General features: G+C 34.1%; 20 protein-coding genes. 14 read left to right on the top strand and 6 right to left on the bottom strand.

Translation table 11 applies throughout. The features are described 5' to 3' along the window. Nucleotides 1-182: 182 nt before the first annotated feature. The gene (locus tag PBT89_RS10490) at nucleotides 183-839 is read left to right on the top strand and encodes a porin family protein (RefSeq protein WP_270061861.1); all 657 of its coding nucleotides are present in this window, start codon (nucleotides 183-185) and stop codon (nucleotides 837-839) included. 3 nt (nucleotides 840-842) lie between these two features. Here PBT89_RS10490 and PBT89_RS10485 read toward each other — a convergent pair whose 3' ends face one another. From PBT89_RS10485 to PBT89_RS10475, 3 genes are read right to left on the bottom strand one after another with little or no spacing between them, the layout of a single operon-like run. After that, entirely contained in the window at nucleotides 843-1,784 is a 942-nt protein-coding gene (locus tag PBT89_RS10485) for a cation diffusion facilitator family transporter (protein WP_270061860.1), read from the bottom strand. Nucleotides 1,785-1,828: 44 nt separating this feature from the next. Further along, nucleotides 1,829-2,683 (bottom strand): NAD(P)-dependent oxidoreductase, encoded by an 855-nt coding sequence (locus tag PBT89_RS10480; protein ID WP_270061859.1) that lies wholly within the window; start codon nucleotides 2,681-2,683, stop codon nucleotides 1,829-1,831. Between the two features lie 2 nt (nucleotides 2,684-2,685). Next, nucleotides 2,686-3,591, bottom strand: a complete 906-nt coding sequence (locus PBT89_RS10475; RefSeq protein WP_270061858.1) for a formate/nitrite transporter family protein — start codon at nucleotides 3,589-3,591, stop codon at nucleotides 2,686-2,688. 372 nt (nucleotides 3,592-3,963) lie between these two features. Here PBT89_RS10475 and PBT89_RS10470 point away from each other — a divergent pair, with 372 nt between their 5' ends. The 5 genes from PBT89_RS10470 (at nucleotide 3,964) to PBT89_RS10450 (ending at nucleotide 12,372) form a co-directional block, all read left to right on the top strand. Beyond that, a complete protein-coding gene (locus PBT89_RS10470) occupies nucleotides 3,964-8,664 on the top strand; it encodes a PAS domain S-box protein (protein ID WP_270061857.1) in 4,701 nt (1,566 codons plus the stop codon). Between the two features lie 57 nt (nucleotides 8,665-8,721). Continuing rightward, nucleotides 8,722-9,450: an Hpt domain-containing protein gene (locus tag PBT89_RS10465; RefSeq protein ID WP_270061856.1), complete on the top strand. Its 729-nt coding sequence runs from the start codon at nucleotides 8,722-8,724 to the stop codon at nucleotides 9,448-9,450. 2 nt (nucleotides 9,451-9,452) lie between these two features. After that, complete coding sequence (locus PBT89_RS10460; protein ID WP_270061031.1) at nucleotides 9,453-9,809, top strand: response regulator transcription factor; 357 nt, start codon at nucleotides 9,453-9,455, stop codon at nucleotides 9,807-9,809. 185 nt (nucleotides 9,810-9,994) lie between these two features. Then, the gene (locus PBT89_RS10455) at nucleotides 9,995-10,939 is read left to right on the top strand and encodes a HEAT repeat domain-containing protein (protein ID WP_270061855.1); all 945 of its coding nucleotides are present in this window, start codon (nucleotides 9,995-9,997) and stop codon (nucleotides 10,937-10,939) included. Next, nucleotides 10,939-12,372: a glycosyltransferase family 2 protein gene (locus tag PBT89_RS10450; RefSeq protein ID WP_270061854.1), complete on the top strand. Its 1,434-nt coding sequence runs from the start codon at nucleotides 10,939-10,941 to the stop codon at nucleotides 12,370-12,372. Before PBT89_RS10455 ends, PBT89_RS10450 begins: the two co-directional genes overlap by 1 nt. Here the strand turns inward: PBT89_RS10450 and PBT89_RS10445 are convergent. Continuing rightward, a complete protein-coding gene (locus PBT89_RS10445; RefSeq protein WP_270061853.1) occupies nucleotides 12,369-13,070 on the bottom strand; it encodes a Crp/Fnr family transcriptional regulator in 702 nt (233 codons plus the stop codon). The genes PBT89_RS10450 and PBT89_RS10445 overlap by 4 nt on opposite strands. A 131-nt stretch (nucleotides 13,071-13,201) precedes the next feature. Here PBT89_RS10445 and PBT89_RS10440 point away from each other — a divergent pair, with 131 nt between their 5' ends. From PBT89_RS10440 to PBT89_RS10405, 8 genes are all read left to right on the top strand, one after another. Then, a complete protein-coding gene (locus tag PBT89_RS10440; protein WP_270061852.1) occupies nucleotides 13,202-15,604 on the top strand; it encodes a heavy metal translocating P-type ATPase in 2,403 nt (800 codons plus the stop codon). 90 nt (nucleotides 15,605-15,694) lie between these two features. After that, nucleotides 15,695-15,874, top strand: a complete 180-nt coding sequence (gene ccoS / locus PBT89_RS10435; RefSeq protein ID WP_270061036.1) for a cbb3-type cytochrome oxidase assembly protein CcoS — start codon at nucleotides 15,695-15,697, stop codon at nucleotides 15,872-15,874. A gap of 14 nt (nucleotides 15,875-15,888) precedes the next feature. Next, nucleotides 15,889-18,129: a cytochrome-c oxidase, cbb3-type subunit I gene (gene ccoN / locus PBT89_RS10430; protein ID WP_270061851.1), complete on the top strand. Its 2,241-nt coding sequence runs from the start codon at nucleotides 15,889-15,891 to the stop codon at nucleotides 18,127-18,129. Between the two features lie 55 nt (nucleotides 18,130-18,184). Next, nucleotides 18,185-18,370, top strand: coding sequence for a CcoQ/FixQ family Cbb3-type cytochrome c oxidase assembly chaperone (locus PBT89_RS10425; RefSeq protein ID WP_270061038.1), 186 nt, complete (start codon nucleotides 18,185-18,187; stop codon nucleotides 18,368-18,370). Beyond that, on the top strand, nucleotides 18,367-19,341 hold the full coding sequence (locus tag PBT89_RS10420) for a cbb3-type cytochrome c oxidase N-terminal domain-containing protein (protein ID WP_270061850.1): 975 nt from the start codon (nucleotides 18,367-18,369) through the stop codon (nucleotides 19,339-19,341). Before PBT89_RS10425 ends, PBT89_RS10420 begins: the two co-directional genes overlap by 4 nt. Nucleotides 19,342-19,405: 64 nt before the next feature. Beyond that, complete coding sequence (ccoG, locus tag PBT89_RS10415) at nucleotides 19,406-20,827, top strand: cytochrome c oxidase accessory protein CcoG (protein WP_270061849.1); 1,422 nt, start codon at nucleotides 19,406-19,408, stop codon at nucleotides 20,825-20,827. 12 nt (nucleotides 20,828-20,839) lie between these two features. Continuing rightward, nucleotides 20,840-21,280, top strand: coding sequence for a FixH family protein (locus PBT89_RS10410; protein WP_270061848.1), 441 nt, complete (start codon nucleotides 20,840-20,842; stop codon nucleotides 21,278-21,280). Next, nucleotides 21,281-22,018 carry a sulfite exporter TauE/SafE family protein gene (locus PBT89_RS10405; protein ID WP_270061847.1) on the top strand — a complete coding sequence of 246 codons (738 nt, stop codon included), beginning with the start codon at nucleotides 21,281-21,283 and terminating at the stop codon, nucleotides 22,016-22,018. 750 nt (nucleotides 22,019-22,768) lie between these two features. Here PBT89_RS10405 and hemN read toward each other — a convergent pair. Together hemN and PBT89_RS10395 are read right to left on the bottom strand one after the other, a co-directional pair. Then, entirely contained in the window at nucleotides 22,769-24,127 is a 1,359-nt protein-coding gene (gene hemN / locus PBT89_RS10400; RefSeq protein ID WP_270061846.1) for an oxygen-independent coproporphyrinogen III oxidase, read from the bottom strand. 2 nt (nucleotides 24,128-24,129) lie between these two features. Beyond that, nucleotides 24,130-24,411: a hypothetical protein gene (locus PBT89_RS10395; RefSeq protein WP_270061044.1), complete on the bottom strand. Its 282-nt coding sequence runs from the start codon at nucleotides 24,409-24,411 to the stop codon at nucleotides 24,130-24,132. Nucleotides 24,412-24,533 lie beyond the last annotated feature (122 nt).

The following is a 24,533-nucleotide window of genomic DNA, read 5'->3' as shown; positions in this document are numbered from 1 at the left end:
GCGTTTTTAAAGAGCGTTGAGGTTTTAAGGCCTGAATATACAAAGACTGTAAATTCTGATGAATGAACTGGTAAAAAAGCTTGAAAAAATTATCGATTCTGAATACAAAATAATTCTATATTTATGCGCAATTTCAGGGAATTACAATTATTCAAAAAATCAATCCAAAAAAATCAATCAGAATGAATATTAAGAATCTATTTTTTATCATTTTATTATTTTCAGTATTCAAAATTACCGCTCAGGAGCATCAATTTGGACTAAAAGCAGGCGGGAATTTAGCGAAATTCACCGATGCATCTGGTAACGATTATCGTTTTAGAAATCGAGGGGATTTTAAATTTAAGCCAGGATTTTATGCGGGAGCGTTCTATGCATTTAGGTCTGGAAATTACCAGTTTCAGCCAGAAGTTTTATTTGGATTACAGGGAAGTAAAATGGTGAAAGATGATCTAACTGTTCCTGCTTTTGATTATTATGGCAATCCTATTTCATCTTCAACATACGAGTATAAATATGATGTTCACGAATTAAGTATTTTAATACCTTTAATGTCTCGGTTTTATTTGACAAAAGGATTGTTTTTGGAAGCGGGACCACAGTTTGCTTTTATTGTAGATCGCAATTTACAATCAGATTATCAGGTGATCGATGGGGAGAGCGATACTTTTATAATGCGCGATGGAGATAGTTTTGACGCCGGCTTGAGTATTGGAATTGGCCACCATATAAACAAGTCGATATTAGTGAATTTTCGCAGTTATTTTGGGGCAATAAAAAGAGAGAATGAGATTAGAGGTATTGTTTTAAATTTAGGTTTAGAATATCGAATTTGGTAAATTTTAATGAGAATGTTTATGATGATCGTGCCTATGTTCATCATCGTGATCATGTTTTTCACTGGAGATAAGTTCACAGGTTTCGTTATCTAATTCGGTTTCGATAGTGTAATGATCAAAATGGTATTTTTTAAGTAGGTTTTTTATCTGTTTTTTTACCTCGAATAATTCCTGAAAACAGGTGATATTCTTTAATTTTATGTGAGATGTAAATACGTGATGTTCTCCTTCTAAACTCCAAACATGCATATGATGTAACGAATCGATATTGTTGATTTTAAGAATGTCTTCTTTAATTTTTTCAGGATTGATCTCTTTGGGAACTCCCTGTAGAAAAATGTATAAGGTTTCTTTGAGTCGGATTATTACATTGTAAAGAATATACAAAGTAATTAAAAGCGATAGGGCAGGATCTAAATATTGATTATCTGTAAATTTAAGTACGATTGCAACAATTAAAACCGCCACCCAACCTAGAACATCTTCTAGTAAGTGCCAAGAAACTGTTTTTTCGTTAAGACTACTACCGCCGCTTAATTTCCAGGCTGCGTATCCATTAACCAAAACGCCGATAATTGCAAAAACTATCATTCCCTGTGCATCTGAAGGCTGTGGATCGAAAAGCCTACCAACCGCTTCAGAAATCACATAAACAGAACCTGCGATTAATACAAGACTATTAATTAAAGCACCTAATAACGAAAATCGTTTATAGCCAAAACTATATTTATTATCTGCTGCTTTATGAGATTTCTTATCGAGATACCACGCAGTTCCAAGAGAAAGGCTGTCCCCAAGATCGTGAACAGCATCAGACATGATAGCAACACTATTTACATAAATGCCTCCAAAAAACTCTAATATCGTAAATCCTAAATTTAAGAAAAACGCAATTTTTAGGTTTTTGCCCGATTGATTATGATGGTGATGGTGGTGGTGTGACATGCTGTAAAAGTACACTAGGATTTTTGCAATCCTAGTGCAATTCTTTAAAGCTTTTTAATAATTGAGATAACATCTTCTTCACCAAGTGCTACTTCGGCATCACTAAATGTTTTATAAGTAGTATTGCCCAGAGGTTTATCAAAACCACTTTCTTTTGCAAGTCTTAAATCTTTGGTTAAATGCGCTAAAGTAAATGCCGCTTCATAATTTTCTTTTATTGCCGCTTCTCCTTTTATTTTAACAAAAGTACTTCCTAAAGCACTGTTATTAATAATTTCCAGCAAATCTTCAGTGTTTACATTTTTAGTTTTTGCAAACTGAATAATTTCAGCTAAGCCTTGGGTTACTATTCCCAAATAAGTGTTTACTGCTAATTTTGCAGAATTTCCAACTCCGTTTTCACCAACATAAACAGCTTTTTTAGAATAAGTTTTTAATAGTGCTTCTGTTTTTTCGAAAATTTTTTGCGATCCCCCAACAATGCTTACCAGGGTCATTTCTTCTGCCTGCTTCACACTTCCAGATACGGGTGCATCCAAATAAAAGCCTCCCATGTTTTCGATCTTTTCAGAAATTTCTACGCTTAGTTCAGGAGCAATTGTACTAGAATTTATAAAGATCTTGTTGGCGATTTCCGTAGAAAAAATTCCATTTTCATGCTCAAAAACTTCTCTAACTGCTTTGTTGTCTGAAACCATTATAAAGATAACTTCGGTTTCTTTTATTAGTTCTCTAATATTCTCAGCAGTTGTAGCACCTTCAGTCTCTAATTTTTTGTTTTTTTCTGAAGATCGGTTATAAACACGAAGGGGATATCCGGCTTTTAAGATTTGTTTTGCCATGGGAATGCCCATTTTGCCTAAGCCAATCCAACCTACTTTAAATTTTGTTGTATTCATAATTAATAATTTCTGCGTTCCATATCAATATTATATACAAAAGCACGATATTTTAAAAGAGCTACGAAAACCCCGCCACCTATAGAATTTCCTATCAGAGCGAAAGACTGAAACTTTAAATAGTCCAGAAAAACAATGTTTGGTGATACCAACATACCTGCAAAAACTTCTACGCTACCTATTATACTGTGATGCAAACCTGTAAACGCCATGGTTGCTGTAACGATAAAAATCAGGATAATACGGCTCATACTATCTCTAGCCGACGTTATTAACCATGATAACAAACCCATTAACCAACCCGCCAAAATAGCGCTTACAAATATTACAATTCCGTTATAGTCGGTAACGTGCTTTGCTATTTTTTCGATCGCAAAATGCTCAAAAATATGTAGTTTAGGACCAATCCATACTAACAAAATTGCCATAATATAACCTCCTAAAAGATTACCTGCGATTACGATTCCCCAAATTTTAAATAAACTTCTTATGCCTCTTTTATTATTAAGTACTGGTAGGGTTAAAAGCGAAGTTTGTTCAGTAAATAAAATAGATTGGCCAAGGATTACCAAAATGAATCCTACAGGATAAACCAAAGCCATTATTTTAAAAAGTGCACTTTCAGATACGCTATCGCTAAAGAACGAAAATACCGTGCATAACAGCAAATAACTAAAACCAATTTCCAAACCCGCGGTGATGGAACTTAGTAAAATACTTCTAGGATTACGATCGTAAGTTTCCTGCCCCTCTATAATTTGTTGCTTTAATATCTCTCCATGAGATTTTGTGCCATCATTTGAAACCGAAGTAGAATCTTTGAGTTCTTTGTCTATATTTTCCTGTTTTTTTTCTTGCTCTTTCTTTTCTTTTTCTTTTTCAATGTTTTCAGCGTTTTCTTTTTGCATCTGTCCTTTTGTTATTATATCTCGCTGCCAACAGTTTAAGATAATAGCTGCGATATTTTTTACTAAATTAGGTAATTGGACGATTAAAGGTGTAGTTATCTTAATTCTTAAAGAATTTTTTAACACAGTAAGTCATTTTTGATTATACCTATGGTTGATCTAAGCGATTCTTTAAAAATAATATTCCTTAGAGCTTTAAATTTGAACTTCTTAAGAGAGTAGAAACTTATTCTTTGCTAGAATATCTTGTGTTTTTAGGCGAGTACAAATCTTTTTTAGCATTAAAAAAAAATAATATTGTAAATTACAACTGGATGAAACACTCATTTTATCGGATTAAAAGATTTACTCGCTATCATATCTTAACTTTTTATGTCATTATATTTTAAAGATTTAGAGCATACTTTTGAAAAATTGATCGCTAAAAACCCAACTATTTTAGGCTTCTTTGGCGAACATATTTTTGAATGTATTTGGTTTATAGACGTTGCAGATCAAGCAATTTGGGGCAATCTTCAAAAAGTTCTAGATAAAAATAAGGTGCTTGATTACGGTAGTCTAAGTTTATTGAAGAATAGCGACCTTAATTTTGTTCAATTTACAGAGGCTTTTATTTCATCGGCTGAGAAAGTAAGTCATATTGATTTTCACGATAAGGATAACGAAAAGAAAAAATGGCGATTTCATTTTAAAAAATTACAATGTATTCTCGATGATGTTTCGTATGAATTTGTCTTTATCCTACAGCAATTTGTCCCTGTCGAAGAAAAATTTTTACATCTGAGTGACGAGAATAGTTATTTGAAAAAATTAAATGAAATTTTTGAGAAAACCAACGAAATTGCTCGGGTAGGGGGATGGATGGTTGATCTTAAAAGCAACCAAGTTTATTGGACCAAAGTCACAAAAGATATTCACGAAGTTGAAGAAGACTATGAACCAGATTTTAATACAGGAATAAATTTTTATCTGGAAGGCGAAAATCGAGACCGTATAATCAGAGTTTTTACTGAAATTGTTGAAAATGGGGGGGCTTATACAGAAAACCTCCAGATCCTCACTGCAAAAGGACGTGTAAAATGGGTTAAAGTTTTTGGGAATGCTGAACAAGAAGCAGGAAAAACGGTAAGAGTATATGGTGCATTTCAGGACATTACTGAAAGGAAAAAACGAGAAGCTGAATTACACTTAACGCAATTAAGATTTAAGAATATTTTTGAATCGTCACCATTAGGTATTATTTTAGTTAATCCTGAAAGTGGTAAGGTATTTCACTTAAACCAATCTGCTCTAAAAATTTTTGGTTTACAAAACAAACCTTTAGAAGAATTATACAATCTTTCTATAGCAGACGTGCTTTGTGATGATGAACTAGATTCAGTTTTAAATCAACGTCAAAAACTGATGAATGGTGAATTTGATAGTTTCAAAAATGAATGCAAATTTCGTAAAGATGACGGTAGCCTATTTTGGGGACAAATTTATACCTCACTTTTAAGAACAGAAGAAGGCACTCCAAATCTCATTATCACCCAAATAGAAGATATCACTACTCGTAAAAATCTTGAAGCAGAAGCTTATAAAAATGCATCTCAATTTCAAAGTGCTTTTGATTATTCTCCAAATGGTATGGCATTGGTAGATCTAGATGGGAATTGGATCAAAGTAAACCGAAATCTTAGCAAGATCATAGGTTATAGTAAGGAAGAGTTATTGGAAATGTCTTTTATGGACATTACCTATTCTGAAGATTTAAATAAGGATCTGGAATTACTACAAAAATTAAAAGCAAAACAAATCGAAACCTATTCTATGGAAAAACGATACATCCATAAAGATGGTAGTGTGATTTGGGGGCTGTTAACGGTGTCGCTGCAAACCGATGAGAAGGGAGACGCTTTATATTTTATTTCGCAAATTAACGATATCACAGCTAAAAAAGAAGCACAGGATAGGATCAATAAAGCCTTTAGAGAACTCCAAAACATGATGGATGCTACAACCCAAGTTTCGATAATAGAAACTGATACCAATGGGATAATAAAAAAATTTAATAAAGGTGCCGAAAACTTTTTTGGCTATAAGGCGGAAGATTTAATTAATAAAAAAAACGTCCTTATATTCCATGATGAACAAGAGATTATTAATCGTTCTCTAGAGCTAAATGATCAGTACAAGAAAAAGGTGATAGGTTTTGATGTTCTTACCATTGGAGCAAAGCTTGTAGAATTTGAATCTTTAGAATGGACTTACATCAGAAAAAACGGAGAGCGTTTTCCCGTACAACTTGTAGTAACAGCTATTAAAAATGCTGAAGGTGAAATTACAGGTTATGTAGGAGTGGGAACAGATATCTCTAAATTAAAGCATTTTCAGGAGGAATTAAAAGAAAGTGAACAGCGTTGGCAATTTGCTTTAGAAGGTGCCGGCGATGGGATTTGGGATTGGAAGATCGATAGCAATACGCAATTTTTATCTTTAAGAGCCAAAGAAATGCTTGGTTTTGATAAAAACGACGATCTTACCGATTCGGAAAAATGGGATAAAAGAATTCATCCTGAAGATCGTGAAAAATCAGAGAAAGCATTAAAAGACTATTTTGATGGAATAACAGAAGTTTATAGTGTAGAAAAAAGAGTAAAGAGCAAAAACGGCAAATATATATGGATATTAGATCGCGGTAAAACTATCGAGTGGAGTAAAGACCATAAACCATTAAGAATGATGGGTACCCAAAGTGATATTAGTAATCGTAAAATAGCAGAACGTAAAATTAAAAGAAACGAAGCTAGATTTCGATCTTTATACGAGCTATCGCCAATAGGTATAAGTTTGATAGATTTAAAAACCGGATATTTCTTAGATGCCAATCAATCTTTAATAAACTCTTCTGGGTACACCAAGAAAGAGTTTACAAGTTTGTCTTATAGAGAAATTGTACCAAAGGATTATGTAGAAGCCGTAAAAAATAGGTTTGATAAATTGGTATTTAACGGTAGAACTGGACCTTTTGAAAAAAGTTTTATTAAAAAAGACGGTAGCATTTATCCCGCACTAATCAATGGTGTAAGAATTAAGGATGCAGATGGTCGTGATATTATTTTGGCAACAATTCAGGATATCACATCCCGTAAGGAAATGGAAAATAGTCTTTTAAAAGCGAAGCTCAAGGCAGAAGCCGGTAGTAAATCAAAATCTGAATTTCTTGCGAATATGAGCCATGAAATTAGAACTCCTTTAAATGGTGTAATTGGTTTTACTGATTTATTGATGAAAACGGAGCTTAGCAGCAGCCAAAAGCAATATATGGAGACCGTTTATAATTCGGCTAATACATTATTAGATTTGATTAATGATATTCTTGATTTTTCTAAGATTGAAGCCGGCAAATTGGAGCTTAATATCGAAAAAGTAGATCTACTTGAGTTGTGTGGTCAAACTGTTGATGTCGTTAAGCACAAAGCTCATCAAAAAGGTTTGGAAGTACTACTTAATATTAGTCCAAATGTAGATCGATTTATTTACGGGGACTCTGTAAGAATTAGGCAAATTTTGATTAATCTGCTTGGAAATGCTGTAAAATTTACTTCATCTGGAGAAATAGAATTAAGGATTGATGCTGAAGAAGTTAACAGTGAAAATAAAAGAACATACAAATTTCTTGTGAGAGATACAGGTATTGGTATAGCTCCAGAAAATCTTAAGCGTATCTTTAAAGCATTCGATCAGGAGGACGGCAGCACCACGCGTAAATATGGAGGAACAGGACTAGGTTTAACGATTTCCAATAAGCTGTTAGGACTAATGGGTAGTAGCTTGCATTTAGAAAGCAAGCTGGGAATAGGTAGTACTTTTTCTTTTAAATTAGATTTTGAGTCGGAAGCTGGAGAATCACTCTTAAATACAGAATTGTCTAAGATTGAAAAGGTATTAGTGGTTGATGATAATGCGAATAACCAGATGATACTTCAGGAGATGTTAGCCATTGAATCAATTGATTGTGAAGTTGTTTCTAATGCAATAGAAGCACTAAAACTTTTAGAGAAAGAGAATCACTTTCAATTAGCCATAATAGATTACAATATGCCTTACATGACAGGTATAGACCTCATTTCTCACGTAAGAAATGAGCTGAAAATAAATTCAGAAGAATTGCCAATTATATTATTGCATAGCTCTGCAGAAAAAGAGAAACTTAGCATACGTTGTAAAGAATTAGATGTTCAATTTAATTACACAAAACCCATTAAGATTGGCCAATTATACAATATGTTAAACCAGATTGAAGCACCGGTAAAAGATATTGAAGAGAATCCAGCAGATGTTAGTGAAGAAATAAATTTTGAGGATAAGTTTAGAATTTTAATTGCAGAGGATAATCCTGTGAATACTTTTCTGGCAAAAACTATTTTGAAAAAAGCGATTCCCAATGCCGAGATATTTGAAGTTGAAAATGGTCTCGACGCTGTTTCTTTTTATAAGGTAAACGATATAGATATCATTTTTATGGATATCCAAATGCCTATGATGAGCGGTTTTGAAGCTTCTCAGGAAATTAGAAAAATAGAAGAGGACAAAGAATATCATATACCTATTATTGCACTTACCGCACGCACGGTAAAAGGAGAAAGAGAAAGATGCTTAGATGCCGGTATGGACGATTATATAACTAAACCAGTAGTTTTTGAGACTATTAAATCGGTGATAGGTAAATACTTATTAGGCAAAAAAGAGAAAATTAATAAAGAAGAAAATCTTCAGTCTTTTGATAAAGAAGAACTTTTAAGAAAATTTGATAACGATCAAAATACGTACAATGAATTAATTACTATTGTAAAACAAGGGTTAGAGGAATTTTCAGCACAATTAAGACAGGAAATAGAAGACCGCAATTTAGTGGGTATCAAAAAACTTGGACATAAACTAAAAGGTTCCTGCCAAAATTGTTGTTTTTATAAACTGGAATATCTTTCTTCTAATTTGGAAGAGATTTCTCAATTTAAAGAATCTACTATTTTAGAATTAGAAGAAAAAATAGAAGCAGAGATTAACCATTTGAAGCGTCTAATATAAAACCCTATTTGAAATAGAAAATTTGTTATACGATAAAATAGTGTAGGATATTAAAAAATGAATACTGATATACAGATTTCAAAATTGATTTTAATTATACATAAAAATTTTACCAGTATTGAACCAATTTACCTTCGTTTTACCAAAGAAGGCTACCAATGCTTATATGCATCAAATGGTTTAGAGGCTATAAAAAAATTAGGAAATAAAGATATCTTTGCCTTACTGGTAGAAGAAAAGACTAGTCCGTTAAATGCTTATCAAACCATAAACTATATTTTTACCGAATTAAAAATGAGCCCCTTTAATGTAGTTTTGCGCGATCCCGAAAATCCTGGTAACATAGATTCGCAGGTAAATATTCATATAGATGGTTTTTTTGACCTGGGAGGAGATATAGAGATTTTGCTGAAAGAAATTGATAACGGAAAACAAAGTAAAATAGATAGCTCTTCTTATTCCATTGGTTACTTAAAAGAAGTTTCGGGGGATAATGCGCAGTTTATAGAAGAATCTTTACAACTTTTTTTAAATTCTGTTGTTAATGATATTGAAGCATTGTATCTTCATATTAATTCAAATTCTTTTGAAGAAATTCGGCAAATTGCGCATAAAATAAAACCATCTTTTTCAATGGTTGAAAATAATAGAGGCGTAGAGATTTGTGATAGAATCACTTATAAGGCCAAAGACAAAGATTTGGAAAAGCTAATTGAAGAGTTACATGCTGAATTTTTAAAGATTCAAAATTCAATTAAAAAGGATTACCCCAATTTAAACCTATAAAAATGAAGAAGATTTTAGTTATCGAAGACAACCTAATGGTTATAAAATCTCTTCAATTTAAGCTCTCCAAAGACGGGTATGAAGTTATCATTGCCCCCGATGGAAGAGAAGCTATGAAGCTTTTAAAAACAGATACTTATGATCTTATTTTAACAGATCTTAATCTTCCTTTTGTTACAGGAAACGAGCTTATTGCGTATGTGAAAGAAAATTTGCCAACAGTGCCCATAATTGTTTTGTCTACATCAACTCAAGAAAATATTATAATGGATGCGTTTAATATGGGAGTTGAAGATTTTATAACAAAACCTTTTAGCCCTAACGAATTATCCTTACGAGTAAAACGTCTTCTTTCCTAATTTTGTAGGTAGTTGCAAGGTAATTGCTTTGTGATTTTTCATTTATGGCAGTTATTCAATTTATAGATCTAGAATGGATTTTTCGGTATTTTCCCGAGGGTATTCCTTTTGTAATAAAGGTCAATATTTTGATGACTTTTGTTTTTTTGTTTTTTTCACTTCTTTTCGTCGCTTTCATTTTATTCTTGCGGCTGTATAAAAATGTTAGGACTAAAAAAAAGCAAACACAGCAATTATTACTTCAGGATATTCTAAACTCTTATTTATTTGACGAAGAATTTGAAGAAAGAATAGAGTTGAACCATTTTGAGCAAAAGTATCTAAGATCGTCATTAGAAATAAAAATGGCTATCAAAGAAATTCTTCTTTTTCATAGCAATATAAAAGGAGAATCGGCAGAGCAACTTCGCAAACTCTTTTTAAGATGGAAGCTGGACAAATTTTGCATCAAACAGTTATCCCGTGGTGCATGGTACACAAAATCTAGAGCTATTTTTAGTCTTTCAGAAATGCTTATTGCTGTAGACCTTCAAACTATAAAACCATTATTAAATCACAAAAGAGACGAGGTAAGACAGCAATCGCAGTTATATTTTGTGAAGCTTGCAAAAAACCAACCATTATTATTTTTAGATCATCTTACTAAACCTTTAACGATTTGGGAGGAAATTTATATTGAAGATGCTCTACGAAATGAGTATCAAGGAGTTATTCCTGATTTTTCTAAGTGGTTAAAATCAGACCTTGATAGTGTTGTAGAATTTTCAGTTAGGATGATTGCTAAATTTAACCAATTTGAAAATATTCCAGCGCTTTTACCATTATTAGATCACAGTGCAGAAAGTGTTAGAAAAGAAACAATAAAATGTTATTATGTTTTGGAATATGTAGAAGTGGTTGAGCTCTTGGTCGCAAAATTTGAAAATGAATCCCATTCTGTAAAAAAGACTATCTTAGAGGCCATAAAGCGATTAGGAGATTATGATAATCTTCTTCAGGTTGCAGCTAAGATTAAAGATTCTGAATGGGAACTTAAAATAATATATTACAAGCTGTCTGAATATTTTTTACCTGAAGAAAAACACAAAATCTACAATCAATACGAAGAAGAAAAAGCTAGATTGCTATAATGATTATTACCTTCGATGACATTGCGGACATCGCCAGCTGGCTTTTTTTGGTCTATGGTATTCTTATAAGTCTGGGTTATCTATTTTCCGCTGTATTTTCTATTATCGAAATTAGGGACTATAAAAGGTCTAATAATTACGACGATGAAATTTCTTTGCTTCAGGCTTCAGAATTGCCTTCGGTATCCATTTTAGCACCTGCTTATAACGAAGGACTTAATATCGTAGAAAACGTAAGGTCTCTTTTAACAATTAATTATCCGAGTTTCGAAATTGTAATTATTAACGACGGAAGCAAAGACGACACGCTACAACGTTTAAAAGATGAATACGATCTTGAAAAACAAGACTATTTTTTTCACTATTTCATCAAAAGTAAGACGATAAGAGGTGTATACAAATCTAAAAATACAGCATTTAAAAATTTATTGGTCATCGATAAAGAGAATGGGGGCAAAGCAGATGCCTTAAATACGGGTATCAATGTTTGTTCTTACGATATAATCTGCTGTATCGATGTAGACTGTATTTTAGAACATGATGCGATGCTTAAACTGGTAAAGCCGTTTCTAAACAATAGTAAAAAGGTTATAGCATCGGGAGGAGTAATTAGAGTGGCTAACGATTGCGTGATTGAGGATGGTAGAATTATCGATGTACGCTTGCCAAGTAAGTTTGTTGCCAGAGTTCAGGTTATAGAATATTTTAGAGCATTTTTAATGGGGCGTATGGCCTGGTCTCGTGTTGATGGTTTGCTGTTAATTTCTGGTGCTTTTGGTATGTTCGATAAACAATTAGCGATAGAAGCTGGTGGTTACAATCACAATACGGTAGGCGAAGATATGGAGCTTTTGGTTAGGATGCGGCGAATGATGCGAGAAAAGAAAATACCATACAAAGTTGGTTTTGTTCCAGATCCTTTATGTTGGACAGAGGTTCCGCAAAGTTGGGAAATATTAAAACGACAGCGTAATCGTTGGACGCGTGGCACTGCTGAAACACTGATGATTCACAAAAAGATGATTTTTAATCCTAAATATGGTGTTCTGGGATTATTATCAACACCTTTTTGGTTATTTTTTGAATGGATGGCACCGTTAATCGAATTTACAGGAACTATTTTCTTTATACTGCTACTGTGGTTTGGATTAATTAGCTGGAACTTTTTCTTGACTTTTCTTGGTGTCGTTTACGCTTTTGCAGTATTATTCTCGGTAACTGCTTTGTTTTTTGAAGAATATAGTTTTCAGCAATACAAAAAGCCAAAATACATATTTAAACTAATTGGCACTGCCTTTTTAGAACCATTAATCTATCATCCTTTTGTAATGTGGGCTGCCGTTCGCGGAAATTGGGATTTGATTATTGGCAAAAAAAGTTGGGGCGAAATGACTAGAGCCGGACTTTCCAATTCCAGCAAAAAGCAGGATTAAAATCCGCTAATCATATCTTCAAATCCTTTTTTATTTTCAATTTTGGTTTTTTTCCCTTTGGTAGAAATGTAATTATCTTTTTTCAGTTCAGCCACTTGACGAATGCAACTCTCGGTCGCTGTACCTACTACATTTGCGAGATCCTCTCTGGTAAGGTTTACCGCTAAAAAGCCTTCATCATCAGTTCCAAAATTAGCTTCAAGATATAGTAAAGCTTCAGCTATTCGCTGCTTTACATTGTGCTGAGACATATTAACGATAAAATTATCTGATTCCCGAAGGTCTGAAGCCATAACCTTTAATAGGTTTCTGGTGAACTCGGGGTTTTCATTTATTTTATCGATAATAAGCTGTTTTGGGATGTAGCACATAGACGTATCATTCAATGCGGTAGCGCTTAGATTGGTTTGCTCGTCTGAAACTACAGAGCGCTGTCCCAAAATTTCACCTTTTTTGGCGATTTTGACGATTTGGTGTTTACCGTTTTCACTAAGCTTAGATAATTTAGATGCACCATCTCTAACACAAAAAACACCACTTAACATTTCACCTTCTTTAAAAATCTGATCTCCTTTTTTAAATTCTCGAGAAACTTTATTGTCAGAGATCGTTTTTAATTCTTCTTTACTGAATGCTTTTAAAGAGTTAAACTGTCTAACAATACAATTTTCACATCTAGTTTTTTCCGGGGTTTTCATAAGAAAGCTATCAGTTTTGGTTGAAAAAATTTTAATACAACAAAGATAATGATTTATACCAACTGACATTTATCATATTTTAATTTCTATTAGTAAGCAATCTTTGCATTACGATTAAGTTTTGCAAAATTATGAAATCATGTTACCACTGTGGTGAAGCTTGTAAAAGTGACGCTCTTGTTTTTGATAATAAGGATTTTTGCTGCAACGGTTGTAAAACCGTCTACGAGATATTAAGTAGTAACGATCTGGATTATTATTACCAATTGGATGATCGCCCGGGAATTTCTCCTAAAACGCAATCTGGTAAATTCGATTTTCTTAAAAATGAAGAAATTACCGAAAAACTGCTGGAGTTTAAAAGCGAGCAAGTTTGCATCATCAATCTTTTAATTCCAGAAATTCACTGTAGCTCCTGTATTTGGGTTTTAGAAAATCTTTCAAAATTACATTCAGGAGTTAAAAATGCACAGGTTAATTTTCCTGAAAAAACGGTAAGAATTCATTTTTCTTCAGAAACAATTAACCTTTATCAACTTGTAGAACTTTTATGCAAACTTGGTTACGAACCTTATATTTCGCTTTCAGATGGAGATAAGAGTGAGCGCAAAATCGATAGAAGTTTAATTTACAAACTTGGTATTGCAGGTTTCGCTTTTGGAAATGTGATGTTTTTATCTTTCCCAGAGTATTTTGAGGTAAAAGAATTTTGGCTCGATCAATTTAAATACGTGTTTCGCTGGTTGATGTTTGGTTTTAGTCTGCCCGTAGTTTTTTATTCTGCTAGCGGATATTTCGTAACTGCTTTTAAGGGGTTAAAGTCTGGCATTTTAAATATAGATGTACCAATAGCATTAGGAATAACGGTATTGTTTATAAGAAGTGCGTTTGAAGTTTTCTTCGATCTGGGTACTGGTTTTTTTGATAGTCTTACTGGGTTAGTTTTCTTTCTTTTGTTGGGAAGATTTTTTCAGCAAAAAACCTATTCTTATCTTTCTTTCGAGCGAGATTATAAATCCTATTTTCCTATAGGAGTCACAAGAATTAATCATCCTAATACCGAAAATCAAAATGAAGAGCAGGTAGAAGTTTATAAACTTCGGAAAGGGGATGAGATTCTAATTCGGAATAATGAATTAATTCCTGTTGATGCTCGTTTGGTAGAAGGCGAAGCGCTTATCGATTATAGCTTTGTAACAGGTGAAGCTATTCCTGTAACTATCAAAAAAGGAGAAAAAATTTATGCCGGCGGAAAACAAACGGCCGGTTTGGTACAGGTAGAAGTCATTAAAGCGGTAGAGCAATCTTACCTTACGCAGTTATGGAATAACGAGGTTTTTGATAAAGATTTTAAATCTACTTTTCAGGATTTAACCAATAGAATTAGTGGTTATTTTACCAAAGCAATCTTAAGTATTTCGATAATAGCTGCGCTAGTGTGGTATTTTATTAATCCTTCGATGGTGGCGCAGGTATTCACTGCCGTTTTAATAATAGCCTGCCCTTGTGCGTTAGCGCTTGCAGCGCCTTTTACTTTGGGGAATTTACTTCGCATATTTGGGCAGCATAAATTCTATTTAAAAGAAGCCAATATTATTGAAAAAATGGCGCATATCGATGCCGTTGTATTCGATAAAACAGGTACGCTTACTTCAACAAAAAAGAATTTAGTGACGTACGAAGGCATTTCGCTTTCTGAAGAAGAAAAATCTTTACTGAATAGTACACTTCGAGCTTCCAACCATCCGCTTAGTCGTTCACTTTACGATATTTTGGAGCAGCATGATATAAAAACTTTAGATCATTTTACTGAAGAAGTTGGGAAGGGAATGGAAGCGACCTCCAACCAAAATTCGATAAAAGTTGGTGCCTTTAAATATGTTGCTGAAAATACTGAAGCATCATCAGAACAGCTTAATCAAACTACCGTACATATTAGCGCCAATAATTTATACAAAGGGCGATATATTTTGAAAAATGAATATCGTAAAGAAATTAAAGAGCTATTTCTAGAACTGGGTAAAGATAAAGACCTATTTGTTTTGTCTGGGGATAATGATGGCGAGCGTAAAACGCTTGAAAAATTATTACCGCTAAGCACCAAAATGAGTTTTAATCAAAAGCCTCAGGATAAATTACAGTTTATAAAAAAACTTCAGCAAGAAGGAAAATCTGTAATGATGATCGGAGATGGTTTAAATGACGCCGGAGCTTTAAAACAAAGTGATGTTGGTATTGTAATTTCAGAAAATATCAACGTCTTTTCTCCAGCCTGTGATGCAATTTTAGATGCTTCGGTATTTGGGAAAATTAGTCAGTTTTTTAGTCTTTCAAAAAGTGGTCATAGAATTATAAAAATGAGTTTTCTATTTTCTCTTTTTTATAATCTTATAGGTCTTGGTTTTGCTATTACCGGTCATCTTTCACCGATTGTGGCTGCGATCTTAATGCCGCTAAGTTCTATTAGCATTGTGGCTTTTACGACGATCGCAACGCAGATTTCAGCAAAGAATATTCTAAAAAAACAGGAATAAATAGATCCAAAATCCAATTTCAACTAAAACCTGATAAATGTCATTTTATCCAAGCTATACTAGCGATAATTTTACAAAAAATTAAGATTCATGAACATCATCTATGTTTTGCTAAGTATTAGCGTAGTGGTAGCCATCGTATTTTTTATTGCCTTTATTATTTCAGTTAAAAACGGGCAATACGATGATACGTATACACCATCTGTAAGAATGCTTTTTGAAGATGAGGTTGTAGAAAAAAAAGAAACTTCTAAAATCACCGATAAATAATCTTTTATAATCTTATGGAAAAAGAGCAGTTTTATTACGATAACAAGGTCGTAAGGAAATTTATTAATGCGACCATTTTTTGGGGTATAATAGGAATGACTGTGGGGCTCTTACTGGCCTTTATGTTTTTATTTCCTAATCTTACCGATGGTATTTCTTGGCTAAGCTTTGGCCGTTTAAGGCCTTTACATACTAATGCGGTGATATTTGCATTTGTGGGTAATGCTATATTTGCCGGAGTATATTACTCTAGTCAGCGCTTGCTTAAAGCTAGAATGTGGAGCGACGCACTTAGTAATTTTAATTTTTGGGGCTGGCAGGCTATTATCGTAGCAGCAGCCATTACTTTACCTTTAGGATATACAACTTCTAAAGAATATGCCGAGCTTGAATGGCCTATCGATATTGCAATTGCACTTGTATGGGTTGCTTTTGGAGCTAATTTAATTGGTACGATTCTTAAACGTAGACAACGTCATCTTTATGTAGCCATTTGGTTTTACCTGGCCACTTTTGTAACGGTAGCAGTATTACATATTGTAAATAGTGTAGAGATCCCGGTAAGTGCTTTAAAAAGTTATTCAGTATACGCAGGTGTTCAGGATGCCTTAGTGCAATGGTGGTACGGGCATAATGCGGTGGCATTTTTCTTAACCACACCGTTTTTAGGCTTAATGTACTATTTTGTTCCTAAAGCAGCGAATAGACCGGTCTACTCTTATCGATTGTCTATCGTACACTTTTGGTCTTTGATCTTTATTTATATCTGGGCAGGCCCACACCATTTGCTATATTCAGCTTTGCCAGATTGGGCACAAAATCTTGGTGTAGCGTTTTCAATTATGTTACTAGCTCCATCTTGGGGAGGGATGATTAATGGATTATTAACCCTTCGTGGTGCCTGGGATAAGGTAAGAACAGATCCTGTTTTAAAATTTATGGTAGTGGCTATTACCGGTTATGGTATGGCAACTTTCGAAGGTCCTATGTTGTCTCTAAAAAATGTTAATGCTATTGCACATTTTAGTGATTGGGTTATTGCGCACGTTCACGTTGGAGCTTTGGCATGGAATGGCTTTCTAACTTTTGGAATGATTTACTGGTTGGTGCCTCGTTTGTTTAAAACAAAACTTTGGTCTACCAAACTAGCCAATGTTCACTTTTGGGTAGGCACATTAGGTATCATCATGTACGCATTACCTATGTATGTTGCAGGTTTTGTTCAGGCTTCTATGTGGAAACAGTTTAATCCTGATGGAACTTTAACTTACGGTAACTTCTTAGAAACCCTTACAGAGATTATCCCGATGTATTGGATGCGTGCGATTGGAGGTAGCTTGTATATTGCCGGTGCATTTATTGCTTTGTACAATATTGCTAAAACCGCAAAACAGGGTAGTAAAGTAACAGACGAGCTTGTAGAGGCTGCACCTTTAACAAAAATCACAAATAAAAGAACTTCAAAAGAAGGATATCATACCTGGTTAGAAAGAAGGCCGGTTAGACTTACCATTTTTGCTACGATCGCAATTTTAATTGGTGGAATGGTACAGATTATTCCATCTCTAATGGTAGATGAATATGTACCGGTAATCTCTAGTGTAAAGCCATATACACCTTTAGAATTAGAAGGTAGGGATATTTATATAAGAGAAGGTTGTGTAGGTTGCCATTCGCAAATGATTCGTCCTTTCCGTAGTGAGGTAGAACGTTACGGTGAATATTCTAAATCTGGAGAATATGTTTACGATCATCCTTTCTTATGGGGTAGTAAAAGAACTGGTCCCGATCTATTTAGAGTAGGAGGAAAATATTCTGATAACTGGCATTTAAATCACCTTTATGATCCACAAAGTACCTCTTCAGGCTCAATTATGCCGTCTTACAAGTGGTTACTCGATAGAGAATTGGATAAATCTTCTACTGAAGATAAAATGGAAGCAATGGTAAGTTTGGGAGTTCCTTATACACCAGAGGAAATTGAAAGAGCGCAACAATGGATGAGCGAACAGGGTAAAACGATAGAAGAAAATCTATATAGTGATCCCGATTTTGCGAAAACCTACGAAGCAGATAAAGCCTATGCAAAAGAAAATAATGAAGATTTCGTGGAAATGCGTAACAGAGAAATTGTGGCTTTAATTGCATATCTACAGCGTCTGGGAACAGACATTAAAGTAAAGAATGTAGATAAAGAACAGGAAGCAGAAATTATAGGTCAGTCTGAAGGTGGATTAGAAGCCGGTATGCACTAGTCCAATTTAAAGTAGAATAATAACGTATAGCAGGTACACTATTAAAATTTAAATCATGCTAAAATTTGTAAAAGGAAATCTTGAAAGTATCGATGGGGTAGCACTTTACCCCATGATATCGCTACTGATCTTCTTCATCTTTTTTGTAGGTCTTTTTGCCTGGGTAATTACTGCAAAGAAAGAACATATTAACCAGGTTAGTAACATTCCTTTAGAGGAAGATAATAATGAGCTATTATGAGAAATACCGCATCATATTTAAGAGTTATAGCAATTACCATTCTCGCTTTTATATTTCTGCAGCTTACTGTAGAATCTTCAGAGGAATGGGCATTTATAGAATATCCAGTAATCTGGGCAGTACTTGGGATTTTACTGGTATTTGGTATTGCTATGGAAGTTATTCTTGCCAGTATTACATCTGTATTATTTAGAAGTTTAACTCCTGAGGCCCAAGAGCGCTACTTGCACCAGCAATCGTTAAGAAGAAAAAACCGATTTGCTAGTCTTAAGACGTTCTGGAAGAAAATGAATGATAGTAAACCGGTAGAAGAGGAAGAAGAAATTATTCTGGATCATAATTATGATGGTATACAAGAATTGGATAACAATCTTCCGCCATGGTGGTTATATGGATTTTATGCATCCATTGTATTCGCAGCAGTTTACCTAGTAAGATATCATGTTTTAGATGCGCCCGATCAACGAGAGGAATATATTGCTGAAGTTGCTTCAGCTAAAAAAGCCATCGAAGAATATAAAAAAACAGCTAAAGATCTTATCGATGTAAATACAGTAGAGCTGCTAACCGGTGAAGAAGACATTAAAGCCGGAGCATCCATTTTTGCAGGAAACTGTGTAGCCTGTCACAAAGAAGATGCCGGTGGAGGTATAGGCCCTAATCTAACCGATGATTATTGGATTTTAGGCGGTGGTATCAAAAATGTTTTTAATACAATTTCTGAAGGGGGGCGTCCCGGTAAAGGAATGGTTGCCTGGAAAACCGACTTAAAACCGAGCGAAATTGCTCAGGTAGCTAGTTACGTCCTTAGCCTTCATGGTAGTACACCAGCCGATCCCAAAGAACCTCAGGGAGATTTATGGGTAGATGAAAATGCACCTGTAGACGAAGTTGAAGTGACCAAACCCGATTCCACTTCAGTAGAAATTATTATGGAAGATGGAGTGACAGGTATGGATGAAGAAGAATAATTAATTATAGCGCCAGTGTCTAATCGCTGGCGCTAATAAAATCTTACTTAAGTAAGTAACCGTTATGAGTAATTCCCCCGAAAACAATTTTAGAGATTCACTAGGTACCGTAAACCAAGAAGGCAAGCGGGAATGGATTTTTCCCAAAAAGCCATCTGGTAAATTATATAAATATAGAAAGCTGGTAAGTTATGTCTTATTGATATTTCTTTTTTCAGCTCCGTTTATCAAAATTAACGGTAATCAATTCTTACTCTTCAATGTGTTGGAACGTCGTTTCAACTTCTTTGGATATCCTTTTTGGCCACAGGACTTCTACTTAGTGGTGATCATGATGATTATAGGGGTGGTCTTTGTGATTCTATTTACTGTGGCCTTCGGAAGGATATTTTGCGGCTGGATTTGTCCCCAAACCATTTTTATGGAAATGGTGTTTAGACGTATCGAATACTGGATAGAAGGCGATCGTGGTAAGCAAATGCGGCTTGCCAAACAACCATGGAATGCTGAAAAAATTAGAAAAAAAGGATTAAAATGGATTATATTTTTTATTATTTCATTTTTAATAGCTAATATTTTTCTTGCCTATTTTATTGGTAGTGATGTCTTATTAGAATATATAACAGAGGGACCTGTAGAAAACTTAAATACGTTTATATCCCTTCTTATTTTTACAGGAGTTTTCTATTTTATTTTCGCCTGGTTTAGAGAACAAGTATGTGTGATTGTTTGTCCTTATGGTCGGCTTCAGGGAACATTGCTTGATAATAAATCGATTATTGTAGCATACGATCATAAACGTGGTGAAAAAGAAAAAGGAAGAGCAAAATTTAAAAAGAAAGAAGACCGCGCCGCATCTGGTAAAGGAGATTGTATTGATTGTATGCAATGTGTACATGTTTGTCCTACCGGGATAGATATTCGTAATGGTACACAATTAGAATGTGTAAACTGTACTGCTTGTATCGATGCCTGTAACGCGATGATGGAGGCGGTAAATTTACCTAAAGACTTAATTCGCTATGCCAGCGAAGAAAATATAGAGAAAAAAGCCAAATTTCAATTCACTGCTCGATTAAAAGGCTATACCGCAGTATTGGTGATTTTAATTGGGGTGTTAACCGGCATGCTTTTTTTAAGAAATGATTTAGAGGCCAGAGTGCTTAGATTGCCTGGGCAGCTTTACGAGCATCAGGAAAATAATAGAATTAGTAATGTATTTACATTTAAGCTGGTCAATAAAACTTCAGAAGATATTAATGACGTTCAGCTAAAACTAATTTCACATAAGGGTGAAGTGCGTTTGGTTAAAAGTGAAAGTCTAACCGTCCCAAAAAGAGGCTATGCCGAAGGAACGCTTTTTATTGAAATTCCCGCGGCTTCCTTAGAAGGAGAAAAGGAAAAACTTAAGATTGGCGTTTATAGTAATAATGAATTAATAGAAACTACAACAACCAATTTTCTTGGCCCACGTAGTTACAGATAAAAAAATAATATTATGAAATTTAACTGGGGAACAGGACTCGTAATAGGAATGTGCTGCTTTGTGAGCTTTATTCTATTCTTTGTGATTAAAATGAGTACCGACACAAAATATGACTATGATCTCGTGGTAGAAGATTACTACGGAAAAGAATTACACTTTCAGCAAGAAATTGATGCTGAAAAGAATCTAAATTTATTTTCTGAAGAGATTACAGGAAAGAAAACAACTGAGGGATATATGCTTTATTTTCCTGAAACTACAGAAGAAATCGAAGGAAATATATCTCTATATCGTCCTTCTAATAAAAAACTTGATTTTACCATTCCATTAAAATTAGAAGAGGGTAAAATTCTAATTCCCGATAATCAATTAGTGGATGGTCGTTGGGATATTTCCGTAGAAATGAAATATCAAGGAAAAGAGATTTTATTTAAAAAATCAATTACATATTAGATGTTTTTTAGCGCTTTTTTATTCGGACTTTTAGGTAGTTTTCATTGCATTGGGATGTGCGGTCCCATAGCATTTCTATTGCCATTAAGTCGGGATAAAAAACCGCTAATGTTCCTTCAGTTATTCCTTTATCATTTTGGAAGATTATTATCCTATGGAGTTATAGGCCTTCTATTCGGGCTTCTAGGAAAAGGATTAAATCTTTTTGCTGCTCAACAAAAACTATCTATAGGAATTGGAGTTTTGATGATTTTGACAGCAATTATTTCCTTCGGAAAATTTAAATTCGATAAAATAGGAACTCCTTTTTTTAGCATTATAAGTCGGTTAAAATCAAAAATTGGCGCTGGTTTAAAAAAGAAATCACCAGATACTTTTCTTTCTATAGGTATGCTGAACGGATTTTTACCATGCGGACTCGTTTACATGGCGATGCTGGGTGCAATTGCTGAAGCTAATGCCGGGTTTGGAGCTTTATACATGGTTTTTTTCGGTCTTGGCACTATTCCATTAATGACCGCGGCTGTGGTCTTATCTAGTAGGCTTTCTAGCGGAGTAAAAACCCGCGAAAAAATAAGAAAGCTTATACCCATATTCGTTGTTTTAACAGGCTTTTTATTTATTCTTCGTGGTTCAGGTCTAAACATTCCTTACCTCTCTCCAGCAATGGCTGAAGATAAGGTAGACGCTAAAATTGAATGTCATGAGCCTGTGCAAATCTCTTTCGAAAAACAATAAATTAGAATTTAAAGCGCTTCGTCTTTTAGAGATTAAATGATCGAAAAGTGAAACCATTTGAAGTGATGTTTCATTTCGAGTGATTTAGAGGTGGTAAAAATGAAATTAGATTCGTGTCTAGAACTACTGAATTTACATACTGCTAACTAAAAACGACTTCCCGATGCAATAACTTTTTTCGTTTTACTTCAAAATAGATAACTACCAACTACTTACTGAGGTTTTACTGTTTATTGAAGAAATGAGGAACATAAAGAAGAACTCAAAAAGACCAAAACGGGAATTATACTAAGCTTGCATTTGCTTCTTGAAAAGCTTCAAGAGTTATTTTTATATTGATATGATGAAGTGTTGCTTCAGCAAGATCAAAACAAGAACAATTAGAAGCAAGATATGAGTTCGCTAAATAAAAAATAGCCTAAAATAGAGGTGAGAGATCGTATGGCACTACAAATCTAGATTAGGTGGTTAAAACATCAGATCTACTCGCTTTCTAAGCTATAAAAGCTAAACAATATTTAAGGAAAATAGATTAATGTATTTTAACCATTCCCATGCAGGTATAAGTTATTCAACTTTGATATTTTAGTAAATGATTTGATGAAAGGTGAAAAGACTTCGTAACATCTGCCTGTAATAAAAGAAAAGGCTTTCCATACAACTTGTCTACCTGCTTCTCAGAAAATCCCCGAAATCTTATGGAGCAGTATGTAGTTGTAATAGAAAGCCTTATTAAAAAGAAGACAGAATTTAAATCGTCATAGAAAAGAGTTTTACATCTGGTTTTTTACGTTGCAACCTTAAATCGAATGCCATACAAACATTACGAACAAACGCTCTTCCTTTTTCAGTAATTTCAATTTTTTTATCGAGGATTTTTAATAGCCCGTCGTCTTGCATTTCTGCTAATTTTACAATCACATCAGGGAGTTCAGAAAAATACATATGATTATCTGCCCAACTTGTCTCGAATTTGCACATTAGGTTAAGAATATGTCGTCTAATAATTAGGTCTTCGGGGCTTAAAATATGTCCGCGATAGATTGGGAAAATACCGCCTTCCACCAGGCTTTTGTATTCTTCGATATTTTTGGTGTTTTGCCCAAATGCGTACCAGGAATCTCCAATGGCAGATACTCCTAAACCAATCATTAATTGTGTAGTCTCGGTAGTATATCCCATAAAATTTCGGTGAATTTGCTTCTGCTCTAAACTACGAGCCAATTGGTCGTCTGGTAAAGCAAAATGATCCATTCCTATTTCTATATAGCCGGCTTCTAGTAGCATTTCTTTCCCCAGCTCAAACTGTTTCTTTTTCTCATCTGGAGAGGGCAAATCTTCATCTTTAAAACCACGTTGCCCATTTCCTTTAATCCAGGGCACATGGGCATAGCTATAAAATGCAATGCGCTCTGGCATTAATTTTTTAGTAAGATTTATAGTGTTTTCTATATCTTTTGTGGTTTGAAAAGGTAGACCGAAGATAATATCGTGTCCTACTGAGGTAAAACCATTTTCTCTAGCCAAAGTTGTTACCTTTTGAACATTCTCGAATGGCTGCACACGATTAATTGCTTTTTGAACGCTTAAATTATAATCCTGAACGCCATAACTAACCCTTGTAAAACCAAGATTAGCTAAAACCTGAAGATGATTTTTTGTGGTATTATTTGGATGTCCTTCAAAACTCAGTTCGGCATTGGCTCTTTCAGCAGGATCTTTAAATAGACCCTCTAAAAGCAACTTAAGATTTTCCGAAGAAAAAAAGGTAGGTGTACCGCCTCCTAAATGTAATTCAGAAATTCTAGGGGTCTCTTCAAAAAGCGAAACATATAAGTCCCACTCTATAAGAAGTGTTTTGATATAAGGAATTTCAACCAGATGATTTTTGGTGATCCTTTTATTGCAGCCACAAAAGGTACACATGCTTTCGCAGTATGGAAGATGTATGTAGAGGCTAATTCCATTTTCTTTACTTTCTACATAACTCCTTTTTAAACATTCTTTCCATTCTTTTAAGGAGAAAGAAACATCATCCCAATACGGTACTGTTGGATAGCTTGTATACCTTGGACCGGCTACGTTATATTTACTTACCAGAGACTGCATGATTATATGCTATTTCCTATAATTAATAGTATGTTTATTAAAACACTTGCAGTGAATAAATGAAAAACTGTAGATGGTTTTTGCACTGTTAATATCGATGCGTTGTGAGCACTACATATAGCAACACTAATAAAAACCAGAAACATTTGGAAAAGCTCGTGACCATGTTGTAAAGTGGTCATAATCGCAATTCCTCCCAAACAAGTTGAAACAATCATTCCTATGGCTGAATAACCCATGAAATTCTGACTAAATTCTTCGTTTAATTTTGCGTAAAGTGTCATAACTAAGAGGATTTAAATTATACACCAAAATTACCGTAGAAGCAGGGCATAAAATATGATATTTGTCAGGTTGAAATTTTTTATTCAAATTTTTAAAAGAAAATTATAAGATTTTGCATTTA

The organism is Zunongwangia sp. HRR-M8, from assembly GCF_027594405.1.
Lineage (GTDB): Bacteria > Bacteroidota > Bacteroidia > Flavobacteriales > Flavobacteriaceae > Zunongwangia.
The sequence above is the reverse complement of the archived record's forward strand: the minus strand, read 5'-3'. Positions and strand labels throughout refer to the sequence as shown.

Coding starts and splice junctions, on each gene's coding strand:
- PBT89_RS10485 (WP_270061860.1), bottom strand. CDS start 1,784: ATGTCACACCACCACCATCACCATCATAATCAATCGGGCAAAAACCTA.
- PBT89_RS10445 (WP_270061853.1), bottom strand. CDS start 13,070: ATGAAAACCCCGGAAAAAACTAGATGTGAAAATTGTATTGTTAGACAG.
- PBT89_RS10420 (WP_270061850.1), top strand. CDS start 18,367: ATGAGAAATACCGCATCATATTTAAGAGTTATAGCAATTACCATTCTC.
- PBT89_RS10460 (WP_270061031.1), top strand. CDS start 9,453: ATGAAGAAGATTTTAGTTATCGAAGACAACCTAATGGTTATAAAATCT.
- ccoG (WP_270061849.1), top strand. CDS start 19,406: ATGAGTAATTCCCCCGAAAACAATTTTAGAGATTCACTAGGTACCGTA.
- ccoN (WP_270061851.1), top strand. CDS start 15,889: ATGGAAAAAGAGCAGTTTTATTACGATAACAAGGTCGTAAGGAAATTT.
- PBT89_RS10395 (WP_270061044.1), bottom strand. CDS start 24,411: ATGACACTTTACGCAAAATTAAACGAAGAATTTAGTCAGAATTTCATG.
- ccoS (WP_270061036.1), top strand. CDS start 15,695: ATGAACATCATCTATGTTTTGCTAAGTATTAGCGTAGTGGTAGCCATC.
- PBT89_RS10465 (WP_270061856.1), top strand. CDS start 8,722: ATGAATACTGATATACAGATTTCAAAATTGATTTTAATTATACATAAA.
- PBT89_RS10490 (WP_270061861.1), top strand. CDS start 183: ATGAATATTAAGAATCTATTTTTTATCATTTTATTATTTTCAGTATTC.
- PBT89_RS10440 (WP_270061852.1), top strand. CDS start 13,202: ATGAAATCATGTTACCACTGTGGTGAAGCTTGTAAAAGTGACGCTCTT.
- PBT89_RS10470 (WP_270061857.1), top strand. CDS start 3,964: ATGTCATTATATTTTAAAGATTTAGAGCATACTTTTGAAAAATTGATC.
- PBT89_RS10405 (WP_270061847.1), top strand. CDS start 21,281: ATGTTTTTTAGCGCTTTTTTATTCGGACTTTTAGGTAGTTTTCATTGC.
- PBT89_RS10475 (WP_270061858.1), bottom strand. CDS start 3,591: ATGCAAAAAGAAAACGCTGAAAACATTGAAAAAGAAAAAGAAAAGAAA.
- PBT89_RS10425 (WP_270061038.1), top strand. CDS start 18,185: ATGCTAAAATTTGTAAAAGGAAATCTTGAAAGTATCGATGGGGTAGCA.
- PBT89_RS10410 (WP_270061848.1), top strand. CDS start 20,840: ATGAAATTTAACTGGGGAACAGGACTCGTAATAGGAATGTGCTGCTTT.
- PBT89_RS10450 (WP_270061854.1), top strand. CDS start 10,939: ATGATTATTACCTTCGATGACATTGCGGACATCGCCAGCTGGCTTTTT.
- hemN (WP_270061846.1), bottom strand. CDS start 24,127: ATGCAGTCTCTGGTAAGTAAATATAACGTAGCCGGTCCAAGGTATACA.
- PBT89_RS10480 (WP_270061859.1), bottom strand. CDS start 2,683: ATGAATACAACAAAATTTAAAGTAGGTTGGATTGGCTTAGGCAAAATG.